We start from the raw sequence: 16,784 nt of genomic DNA, 5'->3' as shown, positions 1-16,784 counted from the left end.
GTATATGGCTATGCATTGGCACGGGTGTAAAGTTTTGGTGGTAGGATTAGGAAAAAGTGGAATAGCAGCAGCAAGTGTCCTGGGGGGCTTAGGTGCGCGGGTGATAGCTTGTGATAAAGCTGTTAAATCCCCAGCCGAATTGCAGGAACTGCACGACAAAGGTGTGCAATTAATACTGGGATCCTATCCGTCAGTAGCAGAGGTTAAGCCCGACCTGGTGGTGACCAGCCCCGGTGTACCCTCCTGGGAGCCCCCCTTAAAGGAGGCTCGCCAGCTGGGAATACCTTTATGGGGAGAGCTGGAACTGGCCTATCGCCTTTTACCAACGGGGAGCACAGTGGTGGGCATAACGGGTACCAACGGTAAAACTACTACCACGGCCCTGACCGGGCAGATGCTTAAAGATGCCGGGTATCCGGTAGTGGTGGCCGGCAATATTGGTACGCCGCTGGTGGCGGAGGCAGTTAAAGCCCAGTCCGGGCAGTATTTCGTATGTGAAGTTAGCAGCTTTCAACTGGAGACAACAGAAGTTTTTCGCTGCCAGGTAGCTGCCATTCTCAACATAACTCCTGATCACCTGGACCGCCACGGCACTTTTGAAGAATACGTGAACGCTAAAGCCCGGCTTTTAACCCGGCAACAGGGGAAAGATTTTGCGGTGGTCAATTTTGATGATCCGGTCGTCTGTGAACTAAAAGACCGGGCTAAAGGCCAGGTGATATTTTTCAGCCGCCAACGTAGGGTGGATAAGGGGGCTTTTGTTGAGGAAGGGTGGCTATACCTGGATTTAGGGGATGGTGCTCGGCCTCTGTGCCGGGTAGATGAGCTATCTTTAAAGGGCGCTCACAACCTGGAGAATTCTCTGGCCGCAGCTGCTGTGGCCGGAATCCTGGGAGTACCTCCCTCGAGCCTAGCCCACACCCTCAGGAGTTTTCCCGGAGTACCCCACCGCTTAGAATTGGTGGCTGAAATTAGAGGTGTGAAATATATTAACGACTCTAAAGGTACCAATCCCGAGGCTACTATAAAGGCTCTGGAGGCTTATCCCCACCCGCTAATCTTAATTGCGGGGGGGAAGAATAAAGGAAGTGATTTCAGCCTTCTGGCCCAGAAGATGCGGGAGAGGGTAAAACACTTGATACTCCTGGGAGAGGCAGCCCCGGCTTTAAAGCGGGCTGCCGAAGAAGCAGGAGTTCGTTCTATTTTTATGGTGCCGGATTTACAAGAAGCAGTGTTTAAGGCCTATAGCCTGGCGGAAACCGGCGATATAGTGCTTTTATCGCCTGCCTGCGCGAGCTGGGACATGTTTAAAAATTATGAGGAGCGGGGGGATTTATTTAAGAACCTCGTCCGTTCCCTGGCGGAAGGGAGGGGTAACTTTGAACCGGCGGGCTGGACCTGTTGATTTCGGTATTTTTCTGTCCACCCTGATGCTGCTCAGTACGGGTATCATCATGGTTTTCAGTTCTAGCGCTGTTACTTCGGCCTACAATATGGGGGATGCCTTTTATTTTCTTAAACGCCAGCTTATTTGGGCCAGTTTGGGTCTGGCCGGTATGGTGGCTTTGATGAGTGTACCTTACAAAACCTGGCGGCAGATGGCGGCTCCTGTGTTGGGGGTAGCTGTGCTTTTGCTTATTCTAGTGCTCATAGTTGGAGTGAGCGCTAAAGGGTCCAGCCGCTGGTTGGGGGTAGGCTCCTTATCCTTCCAGCCTTCTGAACTAATAAAGTTGGCCATGGTTATTTTTCTGGCTGCTAGCCTGTCCTCCAACCCCCGACGGATAGAAGCTTCTTTTATCCAGGGATTGGGTCCCTATTTGCTCCTGGTGGGGATGGTGTGCGGGTTGATTTTGGCCCAGCCCGACTTGGGTACGGCAGTTGCGGTAGCCGGCACTACTTATTTGATGCTGATGGCCGGGGGAGCCAATTGGCGTCATTTGTTGTTGCTTTTTTTAGGAGGTCTGGCTCTGGTAGGTGTGGCTATTGTGGTGGCCCCCTACCGGATGGCCCGTTTTACCGCCTTTCTAAACCCCTGGGCCGATCCCCAAGGAAACGGTTACCAGACTATCCAATCCCTGCTGGCTCTGGGTTCAGGAGGTCCCTTCGGCCTGGGGCTAGGCCAGGGGAAACAGAAATTATATTATGTGCCGGAAAAACATACTGACTTTATTTTTGCCATCTTAGGGGAAGAGCTGGGCTTTCTTGGGGCCACCTTAGTAGTAATAGCCTTTTTTGTTCTGCTCTGGCGCGGATTTCGTACAGCTTTAAATGCGCCGGATGCCTTTGGGAGCTTACTCGCGGCAGGGATTACTACCATGATTATCTTTCAGGCCCTTATTAATATGGGTGTGGTAACCGGACTGCTGCCGGTGACCGGGATAACCTTACCTTTGGTAAGTTACGGCGGTTCTTCCTTAATTTTTACTCTGGCGGGTATAGGTATTTTGCTCAATGTTTCCCGCTATGCCCATAGTTGAAAAGGGATGGGGTTACCTTGCGTTTCGTGATAACCGGTGGAGGTACCGGCGGTCATGTATACCCTGCTCTGGCCATTGCCCGGGGGCTAAAACAGGCCAGGCCCGAGGCTAGTATTCTTTATATCGGTACTAGGCGGGGCCTGGAAGCTGACGTGATCCCGCGGGCAGGTTTGCCTTTTGCTACTGTTACGGTACAGGGATTCGAAAGAAGGCGCGTATGGAAAAACATAACGGCTATGACCAAGTTAACCCGGGGATTAATTGAAGCTTATATTTTGCTGCGGCGCTTCCGGCCGCGGGTGGTGGTGGGGACCGGGGGTTATGTGTGCGGTCCAGTATGCCTAATAGCTGCCTGTCTGGGTATTCCGGTAGTGCTGCATGAGCAAAATGCTTATCCCGGTGTAACCAATCGCTGGCTGGCGAGATTAGCTCACACGGTTTGTCTTACCTTTCCGGAGGCCGCTAAATTTTTTCCCCGCGGGACAGATCTGGTCACCACCGGGCTACCGGTACGCCCAGAAATTCTGGCGGCCAAACGGGAGGAAGCCAGGGAACGGTTAGAGATAAAGCCCCACCAGACCCTGATTTTAAGCACGGGGGGCAGCCAGGGCGCCCGGAGTTTAAACCAGGCCATGTTATCTTTATTTCGCGCTTATAATGGACAAACTTCCGTCCGTATAATTCATGTGGCGGGACGCCAGGGTTATGAAGGCTTGTTACAGGAAGTGGAGAAGCTGGGCATAAATATGGGTAAAAATGGCAATATTACCCTTGTACCTTATTTGTATGAAATGGAGATTGCCCTGGCTGCAGCTGATCTGGTAATTGGGCGGGCAGGAGCCTCTTTCCTAGCCGAAGTATTTGTCCGCGGGCTTCCGGCTATTCTCGTACCCTATCCTTATGCGGCAAGTAATCACCAGGAATATAACGCCCGGGCTGTGGCCCAAAAAGGGGCGGCTATAGTTATCCGTGATAGTGAACTCAAAAGCGGGAAACTCCTTAAGACAGTTGAGTCTTTACTGGCCCAGCCTGAAAGGCTTAAAGCCATGGCTCAAGCAAGTTCGCGCCTAGGGCGCCCTGATGCGCTGGAGCGGATCGTGACCCTCATCCTGAAAGTGGCCGGGGAGTAATGTCACCTGGCGTATCCCCACTTTTTGCAGGGGAGGCCTGCTTGGACTTGAAAGCGAGCGACTAAACCCGAGCGGCTAGCCAAACTTGAGCTTCGGCCGAAAGCGGAGGCGGGGTCGAGGATAGGATGTCCGAGACCGGCCCCATCGGCAAGGATGCCGATTGGGCCGGGAACCCCGCCGGAGCTTGAGGCCGAGCGCTAGTTTGGCCCGCGAGGGTTTCCGGAGCGAGCGAAAGCCAAGCAGGCCTGGAATAAAAACTGGGGATAACTCAGTGATGTCACCCCTTGATTTTAACTGGCATATGATACAGATGTACCCGGGAAGCTGCTGATGCCAGGGGGCAGGTATCCCAAGGGAAAGGAGATGACAGCTTGTCAGGTAAAGGTTGGACCCATTTTGTCGGCATCGGCGGAGTGGGTATGAGCGGGCTGGCCCAAATATTGTTAGCTGAAGGGGAATTGGTTTCTGGTTCAGATTTAAAGGAGAACAGGTTTACTTGCCTTTTAGCCCAGCGCGGCGCTGTAATTTATCGTGGCCATCATGCCAGTCATATACGGCCGGAAGTACAAAGGGTAATCATTTCTTCGGCCGTACCGGACGATAATCCGGAGGTACAAGAAGCCCAAAGACGGGGTGTTAAGATACTAAAAAGGGGGCAACTCCTGGCCGAGCTTATGAACCCGCAAAGGGGTATTGCGGTGGCTGGGGCCCATGGTAAAACCACTACGACAGCCATGATCTCCTTGGTGCTGCTGGCAGGAGGCTTAGATCCGACGGCCGTGGTGGGTGGATACGTACCGGGACTGGGAAGCAATGCCCGGCGCGGCGCTTCTCCCCTTTTCGTAGCAGAAGCCGATGAGAGCGATGGTTCCTTTCTCTGGTTGGCACCGGAGATGGCTGTAGCTACCAATATTGAAGATGATCACCTGGATCACTATGGCAGCTTAGAGGAGATTGTTAAAGCTTTCCGCGCTTTTTTGGGGCATACAAAACCGGGTGGAGCGGCAGTTCTGTGCCTGGAAGATCCTATCTTGAGGGAACTGGCCGGGGAGCTAAAAGTGACACCCCTCACCTATGGGTTTCAAGAAGCAGCCGATTTTCAGGCTAGAGATATCAAGCTTAAAGGCTTGGGCAGCGAGTCTAAAATTTATTATCGCGGGGAGCTGCTGGGAACCCTGAAGCTAGGTATCCCCGGGAAACATAATATCCTCAATGCCCTGGCTGCCGTGGCTGTAGGCCACCACTTGGGCCTTTCCTTTAACGCTATGCAGGAGGGCCTGGTAGGCTTTCGGGGTGTAGAGCGCCGTTTTCAGATCTTGGGCGGCAGGGGTAGCACCTGGGTAGTAGATGATTATGCCCATCACCCCACGGAGATTAAAGCTACTTTGGCAGCTGCCAGCCAGGTAGGAGCGCGGCGCATTGTGGTTGTTTTCCAACCTCACCGGTATACCCGTACTCTGTATTTACACAGCCAGCTGGGCCAGGCGCTTAAAGATGCAGATGTAGTCATCATTAATGAGATATATTCAGCCGGCGAAAAGCCTTTACCTGGTGTTACTGCAGAACTGATTGTCCGTTCCCTTACCGAGAGAGGGCATCCGGCTGTCCATTATTTGCCTACTGCCGCTGAGACTTTAGTTTTTTTGCAAAAGAACTGCCGGCCAGGAGATTTGATTTTAACCCTGGGTGCCGGCGATGTTTACCGCGTGGGGGAAGAATTGGTGCGTTATCTTAATGGTTCCTTGCTGGCCGAAGTTCAAGCGGAGGTCTAGCCGGTGAATCTCCAGAGCTTAGGCGCAGAACTCCAGCAAAGCATAAGGGGCCTGGTGCTGGTACAGGAGCCCCTGGCCAGGCATACTACCTTCCGGATAGGCGGGCCGGCCGATCTCCTGGCATTGCCGGTAAATCGCTGTGACTTGGAAGTTTGCCTAGAATTTTGTCAAAAAAAGGGTCTGCCGCTCTCTATTATGGGTAATGGGTCTAACCTTTTGGTGCGGGAAAAGGGCGTGCGGGGTCTGGTAATTAAGATGACTGGTCTTTCCCAATTAAAAGTGAGGGGCTGTATAATCCGGGCTGAAGCCGGGACCTTGCTCTCCCGGGTCTTAGCGGCGGCGCGCGATGCCGGCCTTACAGGTTTAGAATTTGCTGCCGGTATTCCGGCTTCTGTCGGCGGGGCAGTAGTGATGAACGCGGGTACACCTGAGGGCTCCCTGGGAAGAATTGTCCGCACAGTAGAGGTAATAAAACGGGACGGTAAAATCGCAACCTTACAGGGAGAAGAGCTGGGTTTTACTTATAGGGGCAGCAAATTGCATGGTGCCGGTATGGTGGTAATGGCTGTGGAGCTATCCCTAGAGGAAGGAGATAAAGAACTAGTAGCAGAGCTAATAGCCCGGAATCTGGCTGTGCGGCGTCATAGGCAACCTCTGAACTGGCCTAATGCCGGCAGCGTTTTTAAAAATCCACCTGGCTATCATGCTGGCTGGCTCATAGAACAAGTGGGCGCCAAGGGCTGGCGCCAGGGAGATGCTGAGGTTTCCTTCCTGCATGCCAATTTCATCATTAACCGCGGTAAGGCCACAGCTTCGGATGTACTAACTTTAGTAGAAAAGATACGGAAAGCAGTGGCTGAACGCTTTGGTATTGTTTTAGAGATGGAGATAGAGACTTGGGGGGAGGGCCCGTGAGACAGGGAGGGGAGAATCTTGGAACGATTAATGATAGTTGGCGGTCACCGCCTGGAAGGTGAAGTGAAGATAAGTGGGGCTAAAAATGCTGTTCTCCCCATTATAGCAGCGACGTTGTTGACCCGGAGCCCCTGCCTGTTAGAAGGAGTTCCCGACCTGCGCGATGTTGCTCTAATGGTAGAAGTGGTCAGCAGCTTAGGTGCTAAGGTTAGGAAGGAGGGGGGAAGTCTATTAATTGATCCTTCTGGGGCTACACCCCAGGAAATACCGCCCCAATTAATGCAGCGGCTCAGAGCTTCTAATTTAGTTATGGGACCGCTTCTCGGCCGGTGGCGCTATTTTAAGGTAGCCTACCCCGGGGGTTGCGCTATAGGTTCTCGGCCTATGGATCTTCATTTGAAGGGCTTTGCAGCCATGGGGGCCACAATTAAAGAGAAACAGGGTTTTATTGAGGCGAAAGCTCTCAAACTCCAAGGGGCAGATATCCATCTGGATTTTCCCAGTGTAGGCGCCACGGAAAATCTTATGATGGCTGCAGTCCTGGCGGAAGGTGTAACCCTTATTCGCAATGCAGCCCGAGAACCTGAAATAGTCGACTTACAAAATTTTCTTAATAAAATGGGGGCCCGGATATGTGGAGCAGGCCAGGACACTATCCGTATAGAAGGGGTAGGGGAGCTAGCGGGGGCTAACCACCGGGTCATTCCCGATCGCATAGAAGCGGGCACTTATCTGGCGGCAGTGGCGGGGACTAGAGGAGAAATTTTCTTACGGGGCGCCAGGGCCGACCATATGGCCGCAGTAATAGCTAAACTTAGGGAGATGGGCGCCTGGATTAAGGAGGATACTGCGGGAGTGCACCTAAAGGCGGAAAGGAAGCTAAAGGCTGCTAATTGTCAAACTCTCCCTTATCCCGGTTTTCCCACCGATATGCAGCCCCAGATGATGGCTCTGATGAGCACCGCCGAGGGTACCAGTATCCTTTGCGAAAGTATTTTTGAGAGTCGGTTCCGCCATGCTGCGGAACTCAGGCGCATGGGTGCCGATATAAAAATAGAGGGAAGGATCGCCATTATCCACGGAGTGCCGCAGTTAAGCGGAGCTATTGTAGAAGCTACCGACTTGCGGGCAGGTGCGGCTTTAGTGATTGCTGGACTGACGGCCGAGGGTACAACTTATGTGGAAGGAGTGCACCATCTAGACCGTGGGTACGAAAGAATGGAAAGTAAATTCCAGAGCCTGGGAGCAGAGCTTAAACGTGAACAAATTGGTTAGCTCTCCTTTTTTTGGTAATACCTTGGACAAGTCTAAGGATTTTGATATAATGGCGGTAAATACGAGACGCCATCGCTTAATCCGGAGAAAGCGCGGGCGAATGAGGCGCCTATTCTTAAGCTTGTTATTGATAACGGCCTTATTTTTTTTCTTTCATTCCGGTATTTTTGCTTTGCAAACCGTGGAGGTCAAGGGTAATCGACGGGTGACAAAGGAAGAAGTGCTTCACCTGGCAGCCGTCGAGCGGGGCCTTAACCTCTGGCAGGTGGATATACGCGGAATAGTTACTCGGCTGCAGACCCACCCCTTAATTGACCAAGTATTTGTGGCACGCCGCTGGCCCTATACCTTGGTTATTACCGTTAGGGAGCGAGAGGCCATGGCCCTCCTGCCGGCGGATGAGGGCTTTTTGGTAATAGATGGCGAGGGTTATATTATGGAACGCGTAAGCAATATAAGCCAGCTTGAACTGCCCTTAATTTCCGGGATTAAGCTAGACCGTAATACAGGGCCGGGAAGCCAGTTAACTGGTGCCGGCCTGGAGTCCGCCTTAGCTGTGTTAAACCAGCTCCCTCTTGATGCGCGGCAGCAGATTGAAGAAATTGAAGCCCGTGAACCTGATAATCTATTGCTTTATTTACCGGGAAGGATTAAAGTTAAGTTTGGCGACAGTAACGATGCGCAGGGAAAATGGAAACGCCTGCAGGAGGCTTTACAAGGAATAAGTAAAATAGGGGGGCTAGAATATATTGACGTGAGTTTTACCGGACCTCCAGCCATAAAATTCCGGCAGGAAAGGTGATTATTATATGTGGTTTCCCCTTGTGGGCCTGTTTTTAGGGATAGCTTTAGGGTTGCTGCTTCCGGTGAAGATTCCGGTAGCTTATGCCAAGTATATGTCTGTGGCCGTCTTAGCGGCATTGGATTCGGTTTTTGGGGGCTTAAGGGCTACTCTGGAGGACAATTTTGACCATATAATCTTTCTTTCGGGTTTTTTCGCTAACACTTTGCTGGCCGGCTTTTTAGCCTATATCGGCGACCAGCTAGGGGTGGAGCTCTACTTGGCCGCAGTTTTTGTTTTTGGTGCCCGCTTGTTTCAAAACTTAGGCATAATTCGCCGTCACCTGTTAAAGCGGTAGTATAATTTAGCGAGGAATATAATCTTTTAGCGCTTAAAAAGGAAAGGTTAAAGTTATGTGGAATTTTTCTTGGTAGTGTGGTGGGAGAGAAGGCTATGCTTTCCGGAGGTGCCGGACTTGCCTAAGGGTGAAATAGTAGTCGGGTTAGATATAGGTACTACCAAAGTGGTGGTTACGGTAGCCGAGGTAGAGACAGCGGGTAACCTCAATATTATTGGACTCGGTGAGGTTCCTTCAGGCGGTCTCCGGAAAGGCATTATTGTGGATATTGAGCATACGGCCCAAGCCATTGCTCGCGCCATAGCTATGGCTGAAAGGATGAGCGGCTACCGGATTCGCTCGGCCTTTGTAGGAATTACAGGGTCTCATATAGAATCCATTAATAACCGAGGGGTAGTGGCAGTAGCGGGAGAAAACAGGGAAATAGACATTGAGGATGTGAAAAGGGTTATAGAAGCTGCCCGGGTGATCCCCCTGCCGGCTGAACGCCAGATTATTCATATTTTGCCCCGGCAGTACATTGTGGATGGTTATGACGGGATAATCGATCCGGTAGGCATGACCGGCTCGCGTTTGGAAGTGGAAACTCTGATTATTACGGCTGCTGGGGCTGCGGTGCAAAATCTTATTAAAAGTGTACAACGGGCCGGGGTGGAAGTGGAGCAGCTGGTTTTAAATCCTTTGGCCTCAGCCGAAGCAGTCCTCCATCAAGCTGAAAAGGAGCTGGGCGCTGTAGTGGTGGACCTGGGCGGGGGTACTACAGAAATAGCTCTGGTAGCCCAAGGAGGCCTGTGGTTTGCTTCAGTTTTGCCGGTAGGTGGTGATCATATTACCAGCGACATAGCGGTGGGTTTACGTACTCCGATCAGCCAGGCAGAGAAATTAAAGAAAGAATGGGGAGCAGTTCCTGTCAACTTCGTGCCGGATAATGAGCTATTGCCTGTGCCCAATGTGGGCGGCTATGGTGAGCATACTGTTTCTAAAAAGATGCTGGCCAGCATAATCCAGCCCCGGGTAGAGGAAATTTTGAGTTTGGTACGCCAGCAGATTGGACGAGCCGATTTTAAGGGATTGCTCCCCGGAGGTGTGGTACTTACAGGAGGAGGAGCTTTACTTCCCGGGATAGCTGAGCTGGCAGGAGAAATATTGCAGTTGCCGATAAGAATCGGTGTACCGGCTCGCCTGGGAGGTCTCGCCGATATGGTGGCAACTCCCGCTTACGCTACCAGTGTAGGTCTGGTCATTTATGGAGCCAAGAATCAGGTTAGGGCCCAGGCAGCGGCCAGCCGTGAGCCCTTTTGGAACAATCTCTGGTCTCATTTTAAGGTATGGCTGCGAGAATTATTTCAGTAAGTATAAAAGGGAGGAATAATGAGTGCTGGAATTTGAAGATAGCGATCTCAATCATCAGTTCGCGGTTATTAAGGTAGTGGGCGTGGGAGGGGGAGGCAATAATGCTGTTAACCGGATGATAGCCGCCGGTTTAAAGGGTGTAGAATTTATCAGTGTGAATACCGACGCCCAGGCCCTGCGCCTTTGCCAGGCTGAACAGAAAATCCAAATAGGTGCTAAACTTACTAAAGGCTTAGGAGCAGGGGCCAATCCAGAGATCGGTAAAAAGGCAGCAGAAGAAAGCCGGGAAGAGCTGGCCCAGCGCTTGCAAGGCGCGGACATGGTTTTTATTACTGCCGGTATGGGCGGAGGTACCGGAACCGGGGCGGCACCGGTGGTGGCCCAAATAGCCAAGGAAGTAGGAGCCCTTACAGTGGGAGTAGTTACCCGTCCTTTTACCTTTGAAGGGCGTAAAAGGGCTCTGCAGGCTGAAAGTGGTATTGCTGAGCTGCGTACCAAAGTTGATACTTTAATAGTAATTCCCAATGATCGTTTGCTTCAAGTAGCTGATAAGCAAACTACTATAACCGAGGCTTTTCGTATCGCGGATGATGTGCTGCGCCAGGGAGTACAGGGTATCTCGGATCTCATTACTGTTCCCGGCTTAATAAACCTTGACTTTGCCGACGTAAAAACTATTATGACGGATGCTGGTTCGGCCTTAATGGGTATCGGCCGGGCTACTGGGGAGAAGCGGGCAGTGGAAGCAGCTAAGATGGCCATCTCCAGCCCTCTGCTGGAGACATCCATTGAAGGAGCCCGGGGTGTGCTCCTGAACATTACCGGAGGACCTAATTTGGGCCTCTTCGAGGTCAACGAAGCGGCAGAGATCATTGCTGCGGCGGCGGACCCCGATGCTAACATTATCTTTGGTGCGGTTATCGATGAAAACCTTAAGGATGAAATTCGGGTGACGGTTATCGCTACGGGCTTTGAAGGCCAGAGAAGAGATACTGCTGCTAAGCAGGTGGCAGCTACGAGGGAAATGGATATCAAGAACTTCAACCTGGATGATTTAGATATACCGGCTTTCCTAAGAAGGCGCTAGAAAAAAGGAGGCTGTTTCTCCAAGCAGCCTTTTATTTTTGTCTAATTTTGGTCGGCAGTACCTGACATTTTTTTCTGGGGAAGTCTTATATAATGTTTAATGGTAAGCAGGTCTTAAAATGGTATTCCGCTCATATCATGGTAATAATTAGTGCCGCTGCCGGAGTGATAGAGCGTGGCCGGGACACATGTTATTTACTTGGATATGGTTTTGCTTATCAATTTGGTTATGGATTACATAATCCTCTGGGCCACGGCTAGGCTAGCCCAGATTGCTGTCAATGGCTGGCGCTTGCTGGCCGGAGCGGCCTTGGGGGCCGGATATTCTTTAATCCTTTTTTTCCCAGCCAATAAACCCTGGCTTTGGCTAGCGGCTAAAGTGCTGTTTTCAGTGCTCATGATATTGTTAACTTTTTACCCTGTCGCCTGGCCTAAGCTCTTCCAGGCGGTGGGTTATTTTTACCTTGTTTCCTTTGTTATGGGAGGAGCGGTGCTGGGCGCTCTTTATTTGGCCGATAGTTTCACTGTAGCCCCTACCCTGGCTGGTGGTGGGATATTGATCCGCAATTTGCCCTACAGCTGGCTGGTTATGGCTGTAGGAGCCGCTTTTTTTCTGGTTTACTGGGGTAGCCTTTTCATTAAGAGAAATTTTTGGCAGAGCCTTTTGCGGGTGCCTGTAGTAATTGGTTTTAACGGGAGAAGTCTGGCATTGAAGGCTTTGGTAGATACTGGCAACAATTTGCGCGATCCCTTTACCGGGCGGCCGGTTATCGTAGCTGAATATAATGCTCTACGCCCCCTTTTACCCCCGGAACTCCAGTTAAAATTGCCGGTGCAAAAGGAACCGGAGTGGGAAAAGATAGTTACTTCCTTGGCGGGAACGCCCTGGGCAGCCCGGGTGCGAATAATTCCCTTTCACTCTCTGGGTCATGGTCCCGGATTACTCCTGGGTTTTAAGCCTGATGAAGTTGTTATTCTGTGGGAGGAACGTTTCATTAAAGTTACGGAGGTAGTGGTAGGCCTTTGCTGGCAACGCCTTACACCAGAAGGTAATTACCGGGCCCTGTTGCACCCGGATCTTTTGCAAGTTTAAAGTTCAGGGTCAAAAGGGGGGATTGTTGTGTGGGAGCAAAAATGGCAACAACTGAAATTAAAATTTAGAGTGGCTGTAGGGCGATTGGTAGCCAGTTTACAGTGGTTAGGAGAAATCTTTTATGTCAGCAGCAGTGAAGCTTTGCCTCCGCCTCTTTCCAGTGATGAAGAAAACCACTTGCTCACCCGCCTGGAAGATGGCGACAGCGGCGTTAAGACGACATTAATTGAGCGCAATCTCCGTCTAGTAGTCTATATTGCCCGGAAGTTTGAAAATACGGGAGTAGGTATTGAAGATTTGGTTTCCATTGGCACCATCGGCCTTATTAAAGCGGTTAATACTTTTGATCCCAAGAAACGCATTAAGCTGGCTACCTATGCTTCTCGTTGCATTGAAAATGAAATTTTAATGCACCTGCGGCGCAATAATAAAACCCGCGCGGAGGTTTCCTTTGATGAGCCTTTAAACATAGATTGGGACGGTAACGAATTGCTCTTATCCGATGTTTTAGGGACGGACAACGATATAATATATAAGTCCATTGAGGAAGAGATAGACCGCAAGTTATTGCAAGCAGCCATGCGCAAATTAACCCCCCGGGAACGTAAAATAATGGAATTTCGCTTTGGACTGATTGATGGAGTGGAAAAAACCCAAAAAGAAGTAGCCGATATCCTGGGCATCTCACAATCTTATATTTCGCGGCTGGAAAAAAGGATAATCAAGCGTTTAAGAAAAGAAATAGCCCGCATGGAATAATGCGGGTTTTTTATTTTCGTATAAAAGTTGCAAGGGGTGGTAATAATTTAAGTGCTGACTAAATAGTGGGGATAGGAGGTTTTGCACCCATGACGCTAAACAAAGTAGAAATTTGCGGGGTAAATACCTCCAAGCTTCCCCTGCTTACTAATGAGGAGATGCGCGAACTCTTTAAAAAGATGCAGGCTGGGGATGGTACCGCTAGAGAAAAGCTCATTCAAGGGAATTTACGGCTGGTCCTCAGCGTTATCCAGCGTTTTACTAATCGCGGAGAATTCGTGGATGATCTTTTTCAGGTCGGCTGTATTGGCCTGATGAAGGCTATTGATAATTTTGACCTCAGTCAGAATGTTAAGTTTTCTACTTATGCTGTTCCCATGATCATTGGCGAAATCCGGCGTTACCTTCGGGATAATAATCCTATCCGGGTCAGCCGGTCTTTGCGGGATGTGGCATATCGTGCCCTGCAGGTCAGGGATGTGCTGGTGAGCAGGTACGGCCGGGAACCCTCGGTGACGGAGATTGCCCAGGAGCTGAACATGCCCCACGAAGAAGTCATTTTCGCGCTGGATGCCATTCAGGAACCGGTTTCCCTTTTTGAACCTATTTACCATGATGGGGGCGACCCAATTTATGTAATGGATCAAATAGGAGATGAAAAAAACCAGGATGGAAACTGGTTAGAAAGCATCGCGGTGCGAGAAGCTTTAAGCAAACTCAATGAAAGGGAAAGGTTGATTCTTTCTTTGCGTTTTTTCGAAGGGAAAACCCAGATGGAAGTAGCTGAAGAAATTGGGATTTCCCAAGCTCAGGTTTCTCGCTTAGAAAAAGCAGCTTTAAATCATATGCGAAAATATATTTAGGGGGAGGAAACCATGTTTTCTCATCGCCCCGGGCGGGCTATTAAAATTATGTTATTAACAATAACAATTTTAACCGGCGGGATGGCCTTAAAGAATGCTCTTATCCCTGAGGCCCTACCGGCCTATAATCCCCATAATCTTATTCGGCTACATGTAATTGCCAACAGCGATACTGCCGAGGACCAGGATTTAAAGCGTGAGGTTCGCGACGTTGTACTGGCGGAAGCCAGAGAAAAACTTAAAAGAGCTCAAAATGTAGACGAGGCTCGCCGCTGGCTGGCAGACAATCTTGCTACCTTAACTGCAGTGGCTGAGAAGAGGCTGGAAAGGCAAGGGAATCCTTACCCGGTTAAAGCACAGTGGGGCGACTTTGCTTTTCCCACCCGCGCTTACGGTTCACTGGTGCTCCCCGCCGGACAGTACGAAGCTGTGCGGTTGATTATTGGAGAAGGCAAAGGGGAAAACTGGTGGTGTGTCCTTTTCCCACCTTTATGCCTGGTAGATGTAGCTGACAGCGGTGCGGCTCAAGAAGTTATGACCAGGCCGGGGGGACCACCTCAATTGGAACATCAGTTAGAACTGCGTTTCAAGATTTTGGAGGTTTTAAAGGCTTCTAGCCAGCGCCTGGCTTCCCTGTGGTCAGGTACTGAATTCTAGCAGTAAAAGTTTACTCCCCCGCTGTTCCCGCATATAATGATGTTAAGTTAAAGGTTTTATCATTATGTTGGGGGTGGCGGGGGTGATCAGGGTATCCGAACTCCGCCTGAGGGATGTAATCAATGTGGTCGATGGTCGCCGGCTAGGGCTTATTAAAGATGTGGAGCTAGATGTGGAACAAGGCCGGATTAAGGCTTTAATCTTACCAGGTCAGACGGGGAAGTTTTTATTTTTCTTCGGACATAATGAAGATGTTATAATCCCCTGGGAAAAGGTTGTTAAAGTCGGAGTGGACGTTATTTTGGTAGAAAACCCCAATTTTGTTTCCCCGCAACACCTTAAGAAATCTTAAAGGCCGGACTGGAATCCCGGCCTTTTATATTTTAGATTATTAAACAGGTGTTATATAATAACACCTAGAGGTGATCTTCCCTGAGCGTGTTGGAATTAGTAGAAGGAACAGTCCCTTATTTTCACCTCCCTTTCCTGGAAGAGAAGGCTCCTGTTAAGGCTGTTTTCAGCACGCGTCAAGGAGGAATAAGCCAGGGTGCCTTTGGAACCTTAAACTTGGGTTTTCATGTAGGCGACGATCCCGGCCGCGTCTTAAATAACCGGCGCCTTTTGGCCTCGGCTGCAGGGTTATCCCTGGAAACTTGGGTGGTGGGCGAACAGGTCCACGGAGCCAAGGTGGCTGTTGTGGGAAAAGAAGAGAAAGGCAGGGGGGCGGATAGCCTCGATACGGCCATAAAAGGAGTAGACGGCCTGGCAACTTCTGAGCCCGGTATTACGCTGGTGGCCTTTTTTGCCGACTGCGTACCTATTTACCTGGTGGATCCTGTCCGGCGCGCAATAGCTTTAGCCCATGCAGGATGGAGGGGGACACTCTTCGGGATAGCCACCCAGGCCGTGACCACTTTGCTTGAGGCTTTTAACTGTAAGCCTTTAGACTTATGGGCGGTTATCGGACCCGCTATTGGGCCATGCTGCTATAAAGTTGATGAACAGATGGCCGAAAATTTTAAGAAGGAACTGCCCTGGGCGGAACAAGTGTTAAAGGCTGGCGGAAATGACAGCTGGTATCTGGACCTCTGGGAAGCTAACCGTTTGGAGCTCTTAGACTACGGCCTATCCCCTCAGAAAATAGCTGTAGCTCGTACTTGCACCTTCTGCCATCCGGAGTTGTTTTTCTCGCACCGTCGGGACGGTGGCCACACCGGCCGGTTAGCTGCTCTGCTGAGTTGCAAGGAGGATTAAACCCGGTGGAGTTACCTAATCTGGGCAATCCTAAGTTAAAAACTAAATCAAAAAAGGGGGGTCTCTTTAAAGGACTGCTTTTTTGGGCTTTTACAGGTCTACTTTTTTATCATGGAGGTGCCTGGCTTTTCCGGGCGATTGCCTGGCATGCCTTGGAAATAGAAAAAGCGACCAGCGGTGTACTGGAAAAAACCATCCCTTTGCAAGTAGTTGTTATCCGGGAAGAGACTTCCCTGGCCGCCCCGGTAGATGGCACTTTAATAAGGGTGGTTCAGGAAGGGGAAAGGGTAGCTGCAGGCGGAACCATTGCCCAATTAAAGGTGGCAGGGGTGGCGGTCGGGGATTCAGGTGTGAGAGATATTGCGGCACCTTTTGCCGGTCAGGTCTGTTATCATCCCGATGGCCTGGAGAAGGTTTTGCAGCCCGCCTTTATAGAACAGATAGACCCTAAAGAGGTCTTTCCCCTGGCCCAACGGGCGCGAACTGTGGAAGGAGGAGCAATAGTAAAGGCCGGAGTACCGGTAATCCGCTTGGTAAATAATTTGCATCCTCTATTCTTATATACGCGGGTGGAGGAAATTCCGGCTACCTGGCAGGAAAAAAAACAGGTCATCTTACGCTGGCCAGGCCAGGAGGACAAGATGACAGCCAGAATAGTTCGTTCTTATCCCCTGGACGGCCAGTTGGTTATGGTGTTAAAGCTGGATAAATGGAGTAGCCAGTGGTTACATACGCGGCTGGCCAGTATGGAGGCCATAGGTGATAGGTATGAGGGCATTGTCCTGCCTCGAGCGGCGCTGGTCGCTTTAGAGGATGGTTCCTTTGGTGTATATTACCTGGCCGAAAAGCAAGTTAAATTTCAGCAGGTGAAAGTAGTGGGTATCGTGGGAGGAAGAACTGTTGTTCAAGGTCTAAGGGAAGGAACAGAAGTGGTAGTTAATCCTTATTGGGGACGTGTATTGGGCGGGAAAGTTGAGCAAAAGCGGCAGGATTCGCGTTAAAGATGTAGAA

17 protein-coding genes are annotated in these 16,784 nt (G+C 50.5%); all 17 read left to right on the top strand.

Features of this window, described 5'->3' with window-relative positions:
* The first annotated feature begins 10 nt into the window (after positions 1 to 10).
* The 17 genes from murD (at position 11) to AC1BI1_RS07160 (ending at position 16,774) form a co-directional block, all read left to right on the top strand.
* Complete coding sequence (gene murD, locus AC1BI1_RS07240; RefSeq protein ID WP_476716616.1) at positions 11 to 1,405, top strand: UDP-N-acetylmuramoyl-L-alanine--D-glutamate ligase; 1,395 nt, start codon at positions 11 to 13, stop codon at positions 1,403 to 1,405.
* Positions 1,380 to 2,477, top strand: coding sequence for a putative lipid II flippase FtsW (ftsW, locus tag AC1BI1_RS07235; RefSeq protein WP_476716615.1), 1,098 nt, complete (start codon positions 1,380 to 1,382; stop codon positions 2,475 to 2,477). The genes murD and ftsW overlap by 26 nt, the downstream gene beginning before the upstream one ends.
* Before the next feature lie 26 nt (positions 2,478 to 2,503).
* Positions 2,504 to 3,607 (top strand): undecaprenyldiphospho-muramoylpentapeptide beta-N-acetylglucosaminyltransferase, encoded by a 1,104-nt coding sequence (gene murG, locus AC1BI1_RS07230; protein ID WP_476716651.1) that lies wholly within the window; start codon positions 2,504 to 2,506, stop codon positions 3,605 to 3,607.
* A gap of 371 nt (positions 3,608 to 3,978) precedes the next feature.
* The gene (gene murC, locus AC1BI1_RS07225) at positions 3,979 to 5,379 is read left to right on the top strand and encodes a UDP-N-acetylmuramate--L-alanine ligase (RefSeq protein ID WP_476716614.1); all 1,401 of its coding nucleotides are present in this window, start codon (positions 3,979 to 3,981) and stop codon (positions 5,377 to 5,379) included.
* 3 nt (positions 5,380 to 5,382) lie between these two features.
* A complete protein-coding gene (gene murB, locus AC1BI1_RS07220) occupies positions 5,383 to 6,294 on the top strand; it encodes a UDP-N-acetylmuramate dehydrogenase (RefSeq protein WP_476716613.1) in 912 nt (303 codons plus the stop codon).
* 18 nt (positions 6,295 to 6,312) lie between these two features.
* The gene (murA, locus tag AC1BI1_RS07215) at positions 6,313 to 7,569 is read left to right on the top strand and encodes a UDP-N-acetylglucosamine 1-carboxyvinyltransferase (RefSeq protein ID WP_476716612.1); all 1,257 of its coding nucleotides are present in this window, start codon (positions 6,313 to 6,315) and stop codon (positions 7,567 to 7,569) included.
* On the top strand, positions 7,553 to 8,371 hold the full coding sequence (locus tag AC1BI1_RS07210) for a cell division protein FtsQ/DivIB (RefSeq protein WP_476716611.1): 819 nt from the start codon (positions 7,553 to 7,555) through the stop codon (positions 8,369 to 8,371). Before murA ends, AC1BI1_RS07210 begins: the two co-directional genes overlap by 17 nt.
* Positions 8,372 to 8,378: 7 nt before the next feature.
* Positions 8,379 to 8,708, top strand: coding sequence for a small basic family protein (locus tag AC1BI1_RS07205; RefSeq protein ID WP_476716610.1), 330 nt, complete (start codon positions 8,379 to 8,381; stop codon positions 8,706 to 8,708).
* Between the two features lie 108 nt (positions 8,709 to 8,816).
* Entirely contained in the window at positions 8,817 to 10,061 is a 1,245-nt protein-coding gene (gene ftsA / locus AC1BI1_RS07200) for a cell division protein FtsA (protein ID WP_476716650.1), read from the top strand.
* A gap of 22 nt (positions 10,062 to 10,083) precedes the next feature.
* Positions 10,084 to 11,148, top strand: coding sequence for a cell division protein FtsZ (ftsZ, locus tag AC1BI1_RS07195; RefSeq protein ID WP_476716609.1), 1,065 nt, complete (start codon positions 10,084 to 10,086; stop codon positions 11,146 to 11,148).
* Positions 11,149 to 11,322: 174 nt separating this feature from the next.
* Positions 11,323 to 12,240: a sigma-E processing peptidase SpoIIGA gene (gene spoIIGA / locus AC1BI1_RS07190; protein ID WP_476716608.1), complete on the top strand. Its 918-nt coding sequence runs from the start codon at positions 11,323 to 11,325 to the stop codon at positions 12,238 to 12,240.
* A 51-nt stretch (positions 12,241 to 12,291) separates the two neighbouring features.
* Positions 12,292 to 12,999: an RNA polymerase sporulation sigma factor SigE gene (sigE, locus tag AC1BI1_RS07185; protein WP_476716649.1), complete on the top strand. Its 708-nt coding sequence runs from the start codon at positions 12,292 to 12,294 to the stop codon at positions 12,997 to 12,999.
* A gap of 89 nt (positions 13,000 to 13,088) precedes the next feature.
* On the top strand, positions 13,089 to 13,862 hold the full coding sequence (gene sigG / locus AC1BI1_RS07180; protein WP_476716607.1) for an RNA polymerase sporulation sigma factor SigG: 774 nt from the start codon (positions 13,089 to 13,091) through the stop codon (positions 13,860 to 13,862).
* Positions 13,863 to 13,874: 12 nt separating this feature from the next.
* Complete coding sequence (gene spoIIR, locus AC1BI1_RS07175; protein ID WP_476716606.1) at positions 13,875 to 14,519, top strand: stage II sporulation protein R; 645 nt, start codon at positions 13,875 to 13,877, stop codon at positions 14,517 to 14,519.
* Positions 14,520 to 14,601: 82 nt separating this feature from the next.
* Positions 14,602 to 14,871, top strand: a complete 270-nt coding sequence (locus tag AC1BI1_RS07170) for a YlmC/YmxH family sporulation protein (protein WP_476716605.1) — start codon at positions 14,602 to 14,604, stop codon at positions 14,869 to 14,871.
* 86 nt (positions 14,872 to 14,957) lie between these two features.
* Positions 14,958 to 15,773, top strand: a complete 816-nt coding sequence (gene pgeF / locus AC1BI1_RS07165; protein WP_476716604.1) for a peptidoglycan editing factor PgeF — start codon at positions 14,958 to 14,960, stop codon at positions 15,771 to 15,773.
* Between the two features lie 5 nt (positions 15,774 to 15,778).
* Complete coding sequence (locus AC1BI1_RS07160) at positions 15,779 to 16,774, top strand: biotin/lipoyl attachment domain-containing protein (protein WP_476716603.1); 996 nt, start codon at positions 15,779 to 15,781, stop codon at positions 16,772 to 16,774.
* Positions 16,775 to 16,784: the final 10 nt, after the last annotated feature.

This window comes from Thermanaeromonas sp. DSM 22490 (assembly GCF_056378755.1).
This window is presented reverse-complemented; position numbering and strand designations above follow the sequence as displayed.